Origin of the sequence: Cellulomonas sp. (assembly GCF_015234515.1) — a bacterium.
GTDB lineage: Bacteria > Actinomycetota > Actinomycetes > Actinomycetales > Cellulomonadaceae > Cellulomonas.
Window position 1 is genome coordinate 438,786 of record NZ_JADGMY010000028.1, and the last position, 11,620, is coordinate 450,405.

9 protein-coding genes are annotated in these 11,620 nt (G+C 74.7%); all 9 read right to left on the reverse strand.

What is annotated here, in order from left to right; translation table 11 throughout:
• Positions 1–6: 6 nt before the first annotated feature.
• Entirely contained in the window at positions 7–1,695 is a 1,689-nt protein-coding gene (locus tag IR158_RS15585) for a methyl-accepting chemotaxis protein (protein ID WP_291814381.1), read from the reverse strand.
• Between the two features lie 105 nt (positions 1,696–1,800).
• Entirely contained in the window at positions 1,801–3,429 is a 1,629-nt protein-coding gene (locus tag IR158_RS15590) for a methyl-accepting chemotaxis protein (protein ID WP_291814384.1), read from the reverse strand.
• A gap of 77 nt (positions 3,430–3,506) precedes the next feature.
• Positions 3,507–3,920, reverse strand: a complete 414-nt coding sequence (locus tag IR158_RS15595; RefSeq protein ID WP_291814386.1) for a chemotaxis protein CheW — start codon at positions 3,918–3,920, stop codon at positions 3,507–3,509.
• Positions 3,917–6,133 (reverse strand): chemotaxis protein CheW, encoded by a 2,217-nt coding sequence (locus IR158_RS15600; RefSeq protein WP_291814388.1) that lies wholly within the window; start codon positions 6,131–6,133, stop codon positions 3,917–3,919. Before IR158_RS15600 ends, IR158_RS15595 begins: the two co-directional genes overlap by 4 nt.
• Before the next feature lie 80 nt (positions 6,134–6,213).
• Positions 6,214–6,501 (reverse strand): carbon storage regulator CsrA, encoded by a 288-nt coding sequence (gene csrA / locus IR158_RS15605; RefSeq protein ID WP_291814390.1) that lies wholly within the window; start codon positions 6,499–6,501, stop codon positions 6,214–6,216.
• A gap of 47 nt (positions 6,502–6,548) precedes the next feature.
• Positions 6,549–7,676 carry a hypothetical protein gene (locus IR158_RS15610; RefSeq protein ID WP_291814392.1) on the reverse strand — a complete coding sequence of 376 codons (1,128 nt, stop codon included), beginning with the start codon at positions 7,674–7,676 and terminating at the stop codon, positions 6,549–6,551.
• Positions 7,654–9,708, reverse strand: a complete 2,055-nt coding sequence (locus tag IR158_RS15615) for a flagellar biosynthesis protein FlhA (protein ID WP_291814393.1) — start codon at positions 9,706–9,708, stop codon at positions 7,654–7,656. The genes IR158_RS15610 and IR158_RS15615 overlap by 23 nt, the downstream gene beginning before the upstream one ends.
• Positions 9,709–9,710: 2 nt before the next feature.
• A complete protein-coding gene (locus IR158_RS15620; protein WP_291814394.1) occupies positions 9,711–10,856 on the reverse strand; it encodes an EscU/YscU/HrcU family type III secretion system export apparatus switch protein in 1,146 nt (381 codons plus the stop codon).
• Entirely contained in the window at positions 10,853–11,620 is a 768-nt protein-coding gene (locus tag IR158_RS15625; RefSeq protein ID WP_291814395.1) for a flagellar biosynthetic protein FliR, read from the reverse strand. The genes IR158_RS15620 and IR158_RS15625 overlap by 4 nt, the downstream gene beginning before the upstream one ends.

Below are 11,620 nucleotides of genomic sequence, written 5' to 3' on the forward strand. Positions count from 1 at the left end.
CGACCATCAGTAGATGAAGGCCGCGACGCGTCCGCGCAGCTCCTCGGAGAGGCGCGCGAGCTCGGTGACGGAGTCGTTCATCTGCGCGACGACCTGCGAGGACGTCTGGGCCGAGGTCGCGACGCCGGTGATGTTCGAGGCGATCTCGCCGGCGCCCATCGCTGCCTCCGTGACGCCGCGGCTCATCTCGTTGGTCGTCGCGGTCTGCTCCTCGACGGCCGAGGCGATCGTCATCTGGTAGTCGTTGATGCGCGCGATGATCGCCGAGATCTCGCCGATCGCCGCGACGGCGCCGTCGGTGTCCGACTGGATCGCCTCGACGCGGCGGGCGATGTCCTCGGTGGCCTTCGCCGTCTCCTGCGCGAGCTCCTTGACCTCCCCGGCCACGACCGCGAAGCCCTTGCCCGCCTCGCCGGCGCGCGCGGCCTCGATCGTCGCGTTGAGCGCCAGCAGGTTCGTCTGCTCGGCGATCGTCGTGATGACCTTGACGACCTCGCCGATCTCCCGCGAGCTCACGCCGAGCTTGGCGACGGTGTCGTTCGTCTGCACCGCGACGGCCGTCGCCTGGTCGGCCACGCGTGCGGCCTCCTGCGCGTTCTGCGCGATCTCCCGGATGCTCGCGCCCATCTGCTCGGCGCCCGCGGCCACCGCCTGCACGTTGCGCGAGACCTGCTCCGCGGCAGCCGCGACGACGCCGGCCTGCACGCTCGTCTCCTCGGCCCCGGAGGCGACCTGCGCACCCGCGGCCGACATCTCCTCGGAAGCCTCCGCGACCTGCGTGGACGCGAGCGCCACGCCGGACATCGCCTCGCGCAGGGCCAGCTGGGCGACGGTGAGCCCGTCGGCCACCCGGCCGAGCTCGTCCCGGCTGCGGACGTCCACCACGGCGGTGAGGTCCCGCTCGGCGAGACGCGCGACGGCCGCGGTGACCGCCGCGGTCGAGCGTGCGATGCCACCGGCGACGATCCACCCGATGGCGGCGGACACCGCCGCACCCACCGCCAGCACGACGACGAGCACGGTGCTCGTGCGGTCGGCGTCCGCGTCCGCGTCCGCGGCGCTCGCGGCGGCCGCCTCCTGGGCGCTGTGCGACAGGCCGGCCAGCTGCTCGATGATCGACTCCGCGAGCGGGCCCACCTGGTCGTCCCTCAGGGCCTGGACCTCCTCCATCCGGCCCTGGTCGCCGAGTGCCTCGACCTCGGCGACGAGCCCGAGGTAGGTCTCGACGTCGGCGTCGAGCGCGTCGACGAGCGCGAGGATGTCGGCGTCGGGCTCGGTCGCACGGAAGTCGACGATCCCCTCGGTGAGCAGCTCGCCGATCTCGTCCTGCTGCTCGGTGTACCTGGCCTTGAGGGCGTCGGTCGCCGCGTGGAGGTTGTTGACCGTGGCGAGGCGGTAGTCGGTGAAGAGGAAGCGCAGCTCCTCCGCCTTGGCGGCGCCGAGGGTGTGCTGGGAGTACAGCGTCTGGGTGGTGCTCGCGCTCGTGGCGAGCGCGTTGATGCCGAGCAGGCCGCCGACGAGCCCGCCGAGAACGGCGACGCAGACCGCCGCGGCCACCTTGAGCCGGACGGACACCCCGCGCCGGGAGCGCGGCCCCGCGGACGGCGTCGAGGCGGGTGCACCGGCGCCGCGGGGCGTCGGCCGGGCGGCGGGCGCCTCGGGTGCTGCAGGGGTCGGGGTGAGTGTCTGCGACATGTCGCTCTCCATGGGGGTTGGGGTGGCGGGCCTCGGACCGTCGGTGTGGGGTACCTCGCCGTCGGGGGAGTGCCGGGGTCGGACGTGCCGAACGTCGTCGTCGGGTCAGAACACGAACGTGCTCGCACGTGCGCGCAGGTCCTCGGACATCCGGGCCAGGTCGGCGACGGACGTGCTCATCTGCGCGACCACCTCGGACGAGGAGTGCGCGGAGGCGGCGACGCCGCCGATGTTCGCCGCGATCTCGCCCGAGCCGGTGGCCGCCTCGGTGACGCTGCGCGACATCTCGTTCGTCGTGGCGGTCTGCTCCTCGACCGCGGACGCGATGCTCGTCTGGAAGTCGTTGATCCGGGCGATGGTGCCGCTGATCCGGCCGATCGAGTCGACCGCACCGGAGGTGTCGGTCTGGATGGCCTCGACGCGGCGCGCGATGTCCTCGGTGGCCTTCGCGGTCTGCTGCGCGAGCTCCTTGACCTCGCTGGCGACGACGGCGAAGCCCTTGCCCGCCTCCCCGGCGCGCGCGGCCTCGATGGTCGCGTTGAGGGCGAGCAGGTTGGTCTGCTCGGCGATCTGCGTGATGAGCTTGACGACGTTGCCGATCTCCGCGCTGGAGGACCCCAGGCGCTGCACCGTGTCGTTCGCGCCCGCCGCCTCGCTGGTGGCCTCCTCGGCCACCCTCGCGGCCGCGGCCGCGTTCTGCGCGATCTCGCGGATGGACGAACCCATCTGCTCGGTGCCCGCGGCCACCGCCTGCACGTTGCGGCTCACCTGCTCGGCGGCGGCCGCGACCGTGCCGGCCTGCGCGCTCGTCGCCTCCGAGCCGGACGCGACCTGGTCGGAGGCCGCGGCGAGCTCCTCGGCGGCGGCCGCGACCGAGCCGGACGCCTCGACGACCCCGGCGAGGGTGGCACGCACGGACTCCTGGGCGGCCGCGAGCTGGACGGCCATGCGCCCGACCTCGTCCCGGTGGTCGACGTGCGGGACGCGCGTGAAGTCGCCGGCGGCCATCGCCTGGACCGACCGCTGCACCTCGAGCACCGAGGCGCGCACCGTGCGGGCCATGAGCACGGCGACGACGACCGCGCAGAGCAGGACGAGCCCGGTGACGGCGGACAGGTAGCGCCCGGCCTCGGCGGCCTCGGCGTCGGCGTCGGCCGCCGCCTGCTCCATCCGCGCGGTGATCTCGTCTCCGAACGCGTCGAGGTGCACGAGGTACGCCTCGATCATCGGGCCGCTCACCCCGCTCTCGACGTCCTGGAAGGCGGCGCGGTCGTCCGAGCGGGCGGCCGGGAGGAGCTTGAGGTCACGGACCTCGGCCCACTCCCGGTAGCCCTTCCAGAACTTCCGCCAGCTCTCGCTCTCCTCGGCGAACGGCGTGACGTTGAGGACGGCGGCGGCCGCCGACAGCTCGGCGTCGTTCGCGGCCTGCTCGTCCAGCCAGCGCTGCTGGTCGCCCACGTTGTCGGTGGCCGCGACCTGTGCGACGACGAGCCGGGCCGTCAGCTGTCCCTGGTAGACCACGGCCCGCGGCTCGGCGACGGTGGTCTGCAGCTCGGCCAGCTCGGAGGTGAGCCCGCCGACGACGCGCATCTCCGCGACGGCGTACACCGCTCCCCCGAGGCACACGGTGCCGAGCAGCGCGACGACGAGCAGGATCTTCGTCTGGATCGACCGGTCGCGGAACCGGCCCACGAGACCGCGGCGACCCGGACGCGCGGCGGTCGACCGCCCCATCGCGTGTCCTGCCCCGTCGAGGGACGCGCGGGCGCGAGGTGCCCCGCGCGGCCGGCGGACGCGGGGCAGGACGCGGCTCATCCGGCGACCGCCGCGTCGACGTCGAGGACGAGCAGCAGCCGGTCCTCGAGCTTGTGGGCGCCGCGCACGAGCGCGCGCAGTGCGGGGTCGAGGGTCGCGGGCGGCTCCTCGAACGAGTCGGGGCCGGCGTCGACGACGTCGCCGACGGCGTCGACGAGCAGGCTCACCGGCTCCCCGTCCACGTGGACGACGATCATCATCGGCTCCTGCTCCCCGCGCGGCGGCAGGCCGAGCCGCGTGCGCAGGTCGAGCGCGAGGACCACCTGCCCGCGCAGGTTGACGAGGCCCGCGACGTCCGTGGGCGCCAGCGGCACCCGGGTGCGCGGACGCGCCGTGAGCGCCTCCTGGACGCGCAGCACGTCGATGCCGTAGGTGGCCTCGTCGAGCGTGAAGGTGACGTACCTGCTCATGCCTCTGCTCCTGCCGGCTCCGCCGCGTCGACGGCGTCGAGGAAGCCCGGGTCGGCGGCGAGCACCGCCGTGCGCACGTCGAGCAGCTCGACGACGTGCTCCCCGATGACGGTCGAGCCGACGAGGCCCCGGTCGCTCACGTCGGCGTGCCGGTCCTCGACGTCGTCGACGATGTCGAGGACCTGGTGGACGACGATCCCCGCCGACCTGCCGCCGCGGGAGAGGACGACGACGAGCATGTCCTCGACCGGGTCGCCCGGGTCGGCGCCGAGCACGTCGTCCAGACGCGCGAGCGGCAGGATGACGCCGCGTCGCCGGACGACCTCCCGCCCTCCGACGCGCTCGACCTGGTCGGCGCGCAGGTGCTCGAGGCGGGTGACCTCGTCGGTCGGGAGGGCCACGCGCCGCCCGTCGCCCGTCGTGACGACGAGGACGGGACGGCTGGCGGCGGCCTCCGCCGTGACGTCCGCCGCCGGGGCGGTGACCTCCACGTCCCCGACCATCGCCCGCCGGGCGACGGCCTGGACGTCGACGATGAGGCACACCCGGCCGTCCCCGAGCACCGCCGCGCCGGCGTAGAGACCGATCGCGGTGAGGCGTGCGGACAGCGCCTTGACGACGATCTCCTCGGTGTGGAGCACCCGGTCGACGACGAGCCCGAAGCGGTGCTCGTGCGCCTGCACGACCGCGACGACCGCGTCCTGGGCGGCGTCCCACGAGCCGGTGCCGAGCACCTCGGAGAGGCCGACGAGCGGCAGCAGCTCGCCGCGCAGCCGGTAGACGCGTGCGCCGTGCACGTGCTCGACGGCGAGCGCGCCACGGCCCTCGCCGAGGGCGACGAGCTCGAGCAGGTCGACCTGCGGCAGCGCGTAGACGTCACCGTCGCACTCGACGGTGAGCGCCGGCATGATCGCCAGCGTCAGCGGGATCCGCAGGCGCCAGACGGTGCCCTCGCCGACCTGGGACTCGACGTCCACGGTGCCGCCGACGCCCTCGATCTTCGTGCGCACCACGTCCATGCCGACGCCCCGGCCGGACACGTTCGTCACGGCCTGCGCGGTGGAGAAGCCCGGCAGGAAGACGAGGTGCAGCAGCTCGGCCGGGGTGGCGGCGGCGACCTGCTCGGCGGTCCGCAGCCCGCGCTCGACAGCCTTCGCCCCGACGACGGCCGGGTCGATGCCCGCGCCGTCGTCCGCGACCTCGACGACGACCTGGCCGCCACTGTGGAAGGCGCGCATGGACAGCCGCCCCGTGGCGGGCTTGCCCGCGGCGACCCGCGACGCGGGCGGCTCGATGCCGTGGTCGACGGCGTTGCGCACGAGGTGCGTGAGCGGGTCCTTGACCGCCTCGAGGACGCTGCGGTCCACCTCGGTCTCCCCGCCGGACATCTCGAGCTGGACCTCGCGCCCGCACGTCGAGGCGAGGTCGCGCACGACGCGCGGCATCTTCGACCACAGGTGCTCGATGGGCTGCATGCGCGTGCGCATGACGCCCTCCTGCAGCTCACCGGCGACCAGGTCGAGCTGCTGGGCCGTGCGGGACAGGTCGAGGTCCTCGAGGTCGGCGGCGAGCCGGGTGATGCGGTTGCGCGCGAGGACGAGCTCACCGACCTGGCGCATGAGCCCGTCGAGGAGGTCGACGTCGACGCGGATCGCGGTCTCCGCGGCGCGCACCTGGGCGCCGGGCTCCTCGGCGGCCTCGACCCCGGCCTCGGCGCCGGCCTCGGGCGACGGGTGGGGCGTCGGTACGGCCGGGGCGGGTGGGACGACGGCGGGCTCGACCGGCACCGTGGCGGTCGCGGGCACGTCCTGCGTCTCGGTGGCGGGCGCGGCGGCGAGGACCCCCTCGAGCGCGGCGACGACGTCGTCGATCGGCACGTCGCCCTCGGTGCCGTCGCGGTCGACGGCGGCGAGCACGGACCGGACACGGTCGACCATGGCGAGCAGCACGTCGGTCGTGCGCTGGTCCATGGTCCGGCGGCCGTCGCGCAGCTCGGCGAGGAGGCTCTCACCGGCGTGCGTGAGGCGCTCGAGCCGGGCGAAGGCGAGGAAGCCGCTCGTGCCCTTGATGGTGTGGATCGTGCGGAACACGCTGCTGAGCAGCGGGCGCGAGGTCGGGTCCTTCTCGAGTGCCACGAGGTCCTGATCGAGCTGGTCGAGATTCTCCAGCGACTCCATCAGGAACTCGCGGACGATCTCGTCGACGTCGTCCACGTCCACCTCCCCCGCCGGGCCACGCGCGCCGGCAGGTGCCTGATCGGCACGGCGGTGGGAGGACTGAGACGTCGGTGGGCTCAGCCCTGCGCGGGTGCGCCCTGCCCACCTGCCGCGTCGGGGGCGGCGGCCCCGTGGCCGGACCGCGGGACCAGGTCACGCAGGGCGGCGACGGCGTCGTCGTCGGCCTGCACGGCGGTGACGTTCTCGACGCGCACCGCGTCGAGCACCTCCGCACGGTGGACGCGCACGTGGCGGGGAGCGTCGATGCCCAGCCGGACGCCGTCGGACCGCACCTCGAGGACGGTGACGACGATGTCGTCCCCGATGACGAGGCTCTCTCCGACACGACGGGTGAGCACGAGCATGCGGCGACACTACCTCCCGTCCGGCACGACGCCGGCGACGGCCCGGCTCAGCCCAGCGCCTGCTCGAGCTCCTGGCCGAGAGCCGCGGCCCACACCAGGCGCGACGCCGGGACGCCGTCGACCCAGGCCACGGGCAGGCCGGGCTCGAGCACCGTGCCCGGCGCCGCGGTCTCGAGCAGACCGTGCACGGCCAGCGCGTCGACGCGGTGCCGGACGCCGACGGCGGCGACCCACGCGGCGACGTCGGCCGGCTTGGTCCGGGCGTCCGTCACGGCCCACACCTGGTCCGGTGCGAGCTGCGCGAGCGCCTGCGCGGCGAGCGTGCGGTCGTGCGGCTTCGGTCCGACCCGCAGCGCGACGACCTGCGGCGCACGGGCGTCGCGCGGGAACGGGACGACCGCCGCGGCGTCGAGCTCGTGCACGCGCTCGTCCGGGAGCGCCCAGCGCACCGCGAGGCTGCGGACCACGGCCCGTGGCCCGTCGCCCTCGCCGGCGACGACGAGCAGCTCACCGGCGCCGCGCGGCGCCGGGGGCGGCTGCGGCAACCGCCGCAGGACGGCGGCGAGCGTCACCGGGCCCGGCCCGAGCAGGCGGTCGGGCACGCCCATGCGGACGAGCTCGGCCCGCAGCGTCGGGGGTTCGGGGCTGCGCACGGTCGCCGCCGCCGCGTCCGCCGGCGCCGCGGTGGCCGGCGCCGCGGTGGCCCGCGCTGCGGTGGCCGGCGCGGGCGGGACGGGGTGCGTCGCGGCCCGCGCGACGTCGGCCCGGGCGGGCACGACGACGTCCGGCACCGGCAGCCCGACGAGCGACCTCACCTGGTCGAGCACCACCGCGAACTGCTCCGAGCTCGTCGACACCTGGGTGCTCCCCCCACCCGCGTCCGGGGAGCGGGCCGGACCGTCCGCGGCGTCCGCGGCGTCGAGCAGCGCGTCGAGGTCGCCGTCCGGCGCCGGTGCGGGTGCGGGTGGGTGGTGGGCGAACGCCCGGGGCGGGGGCGCCGCCTCGTCCGGCACGTCGACCATCATCTCGAAGTGCTCCGTGGTGAAGAAGCCCGCGAACCCGCCGGAGCGCACCCGCTCGGCGCTGACGATGCGCGCCGTGGGGCCGAACTGCTCGCGCACGGTGGCGACGAGCTCGGTGAGGTCGGTGCCCTCAAGCAGCAATCGCGTGGTCACCGTTCACCACCCCGACGGTGTCGACGCGCACCCCGGCCGCCGTGACCTCGGGGTACGAGAGCACGGTGAGCCGGGTGTCCGCGAGCGCGACGAGCCGGCGCAGCGCGGGGCGGATGGCCGGGGAGCAGACGAGCACGGCGCCGCGACCCTCGGCCTCCGCCCGTGCCACCACGGTGCGGACCTGCGTGAGCACCGCGTCGAGACGCTGGGGGTCGACGACGAGCTGGGTGCCCTGGTCGCCGGGCCGCAGCCCTTCGGCGAGCTGGTGCTCGAGGACCGGTTCGAGCGTGACGACGCGCAGCGCACCGTCCTGGACGTACGGTCCGGCGAGCGCCGGCCCGAGCGCGGCGCGGGCCGCCTCGACGAGCCCCTCGGGGTCGGTCGAGACGCGGGCGCGCAGCGTGAGGGCCTCGTAGACCCGCCCGAGGTCGCGGATGGCGACGCGCTCGGCGAGCAGCCCCTGCAGGACGCGCTGCACCTCCCCGAGGGAGAGCAGGGACGGCACGAGCTCCTCGACGACCGACGGGTTGACCTGCTTGAGCCCGTCGGTGAGCAGCCGGACGTCCTCACGCCCGAGCAGCCGCGCGGCGTGCTCGTGGACGAGCGCCGACAGGTGCGTGACGAGCACCGACACCCGGTCGACGACGGTCGCGCCGGCGATCTCCGCCGGGTGGCGCAGCTCGGCGGGGATCCACTTGCCCGGCAGGCCGAAGACCGGCTCGTTGACCGGCTGGCCGGGCAGCGCGGCGAGGTCGTCCCCGAGCGCGAGGAGCCGCCCGGCGGGCGCCTGCCCGCGACCCACCTCGACGCCCGCGACCCGCACGACGTACGTCGACGGCGGCAGGTCGACGGAGTCCCGCGTCCGCACCGGCGGCACGACGATGCCGAGGTCCATCGCGACCTTGCGGCGCAGCGCCCGCACGCGGGCGAGCAGGTCCTGGTCGGGGCCGGTGCCGACGAGGTCGACGAGGTCGGGCGCGAGGAGGATCTCGAGGGTGTGCACCCGCATCTGCTCGATGAGCTGGTCGGGGGTGTCGGTGGCCGGCGGCGCGACGCCCGCAGCGGGCACGGCGGCGGCCCGCGCCTCGGCCTTCTGCTCCGCGCCGACGCGCTGGGCCGCGACGAGCATGAGCGCACCGACGAGGAGGAACGGCACCTTCGGCATGCCGGGCAGCAGCGCGAGCACCACGGCGGCGCCGCCGGCGACGGTGAGCGCGGTGCGCGACTGCGTGAGCTGGGTCGCCGCCGCCGTGCCCATGTCACCCTCGGCGGTGGCCCGGGTGACGACGATGCCGGTGGCCACCGACAGCAGCAGCGCGGGGATCTGCGTGACCAGGCCGTCGCCGATCGTGAGCAGGGAGAACCGCTCGATCGACTCCCCCGCGGACATGCCCATCTCGAGCATCCCGATGGCGAAGCCGCCGACGAGGTTGATGAGCGTGATGACGATGCCCGCGATGGCGTCGCCCTTGACGAACTTCGAGCCACCGTCCATCGCGCCGTAGAAGTCGGCCTCGGCGGAGATCTCGGCCCGGCGGCGACGGGCCTGGTCCTCGTCGATGAGGCCGGAGTTGAGGTCGGCGTCGATCGCCATCTGCTTGCCGGGCATCGCGTCGAGGGTGAACCGGGCGCCCACCTCGGCGACGCGGCCGGCGCCGCTGGTGATGACGACGAACTGGATGACGACGAGGATGAGGAAGATGACGAGCCCGATGACGAGCGAGCCGCCGACGACGAAGTGGCCGAACGCGTCGATGACCTCCCCGGCGTAGCCGTCGCGCAGCACGAGCCGGGTGCTCGCGACGTTGATCCCCAGCCGGAACAGCGTGAGCACGAGGATGAGCGAGGGGAACACCGAGAAGTCGAGTGGCTTGCGCACGTACATGCTCGTCAGCAGCACGACGAGCGAGCCGGTGATGTTGACGACGATGAGCACGTCGAGCAGCTGCGGCGGCAGCGGGACGACGAGCAGCAGGACGATGCCGACGACCCCGACGGGCACCGCGAGGTGGGCGACGGAACGGCTCTTCACGGTCAGCTCCTGGTGGCGCCGGCACGCGGCCGGCGAGGTCGGGACGGGGTACCGGCCGGCAGGGCCGGACCGGTGGGAAGACGGTGGTGGCCGGCGCTCGCACCGCGGCGGCGCAGCGCCATGACGAACGCGAGGACGCGCGCGACGGCGGTGAAGAGGTGCTCGGGGATCTCCTGGCCGACGTCGCAGGCGCCGTGCAGGGCGCGTGCCAGCGGCACGTCCTCGACGAGCGGCACGCGGTGCTCGGCCGCGAGCTCGCGGATGCGGGCGGCCACGGCGCCGGCGCCCTTGGCGACGACGCGGGGCGCGCCGGAGCCGGGCTCGTACCGCAGCGCGACGGCGACGTGCGTGGGGTTGACGAGGACGACGTCGGCGCCCGCGACCTCGGCCATCATCCGGTTGCGGCTCATGCGGGCCTGCCGGGAGCGGATCGCGCCCTTGACCAGCGGGTCACCCTCGGTGCGCTTGTTGTCCTCCTTGAGCTCCTGCTTCGTCATCCGCGTCGACTTGCGGTTGCGCCGCATGACGACGACGAGGTCGAGGACGGCGAAGCCGATGCCGGCGGCGATGCCGCCGCGCAGGAGGGTGGACGTGCCGTCGCCGGCGGCGGACAGCAGCGCGGACAGCGTGAGGTGCCCCGAGGCCATGAGGGTCGGCACCATGGCCTGCACGCCGGCGTAGAGCACGCCGGCGACGGCGAGGGTCTTGAGGAAGGTCTTCGTGCCCTGCCACAGGGCCTGCGGCCCGACGAACCGCTTGGCGGCGGCGGCAGGCTTGAGGTGGTCGAAGCGCGGCTTCATGCTGCGCGCGTGGACTCCGCCCTGCGCCACCGCGACGACGACGGTGGTGAGGACGAGCACGAGGAACATCGGGGTGAGCGTCGACACGGCCGACGAGATGCCGGCGCGCAGCACCTCCACGGCCTGGGCGGGGTCGGCGGTCACCGCGACGTGCCTCACCTGCGCCATCTGGTCGAGCGCCGCACCCTGGGCACGCTCGAGGACCCCGGGCAGCATGACCGCCGCGGCCCCGAGCCCCACCCACGCCGACAGGTCCTGCGACCGGCCCAGCTGCCCCTTGCGGCGCACGTCCTTGAGCCGCTGCGGGGTCGCCTTCTCGCTGCGCTCGCCGCTGCCTGCGCCGCTCACCGCAGCACCGCCGGCAGGTCCCGCGCGACGTCGTCCGCGAACGCGGAGAGCACGGCCGGCAGCGCGAGCAGCGCGAACCCGGCGAGCGTGAGGGTGAGGAGGATCTTCAGCGGGAAGCCGAGCGCGAACGCGTTGAGCGCCGGCGACACCCGGGTGAGCAGGCCGAGCCCGACGTCGGCGAGGAAGAGGACGACGAGCAGGGGGCCGGCGATCTGCAGCGCGCCGACGAACATGTCCGTCAGCCCGTCCGTGACCGAGCGGCCGTACGACGCGGTGGAGAACATCACGCCGACCGGCAGCGCGTCGAAGGTGCGCACGAGCCCGGCCACGACCACCTGGTAGCCGTCGGAGGCGAAGAGCAGCGCGGTCGCGAGCATCTGGTAGAGCCGGCTGAACTGCGCGCTGTTCGTCATGCTCATCGGGTCGTAGGCCGCCGCGATCTGGAACCCGCCGAAGACGTCGACGAGCGAGCCGGCGGACTGCACGGCGGCGAGCACGAGGTAGACGAGGAAGCCGCTGGCCGCACCGACGAGCGCCTGGAGCACGAGGTCACCGACGAAGGTCGCGGTGCTGTCGGCCTCGACCTGCGGCAGGCGAGGCGTCACCGCCATCGCCAGCCCGGTGCCGAGCGCGACCTTCACCGTCCCCGGGATCGCGCGCTGCGCGAACGGCGGCGCCACGACGAGGAACGCGATGATCCGCACCGAGGCGAGCAGCGTGGTCTCGACCGTGGCGAGCGGCAGGGTGACGGCGGCGGGGTCCAT

Coding starts and splice junctions, on each gene's coding strand:
- IR158_RS15585 (WP_291814381.1), bottom strand. CDS start 1,695: ATGTCGCAGACACTCACCCCGACCCCTGCAGCACCCGAGGCGCCCGCC.
- IR158_RS15590 (WP_291814384.1), bottom strand. CDS start 3,429: ATGGGGCGGTCGACCGCCGCGCGTCCGGGTCGCCGCGGTCTCGTGGGC.
- IR158_RS15595 (WP_291814386.1), bottom strand. CDS start 3,920: ATGAGCAGGTACGTCACCTTCACGCTCGACGAGGCCACCTACGGCATC.
- csrA (WP_291814390.1), bottom strand. CDS start 6,501: ATGCTCGTGCTCACCCGTCGTGTCGGAGAGAGCCTCGTCATCGGGGAC.
- IR158_RS15625 (WP_291814395.1), bottom strand. CDS start 11,620: ATGGACCCCGCCGCCGTCACCCTGCCGCTCGCCACGGTCGAGACCACG.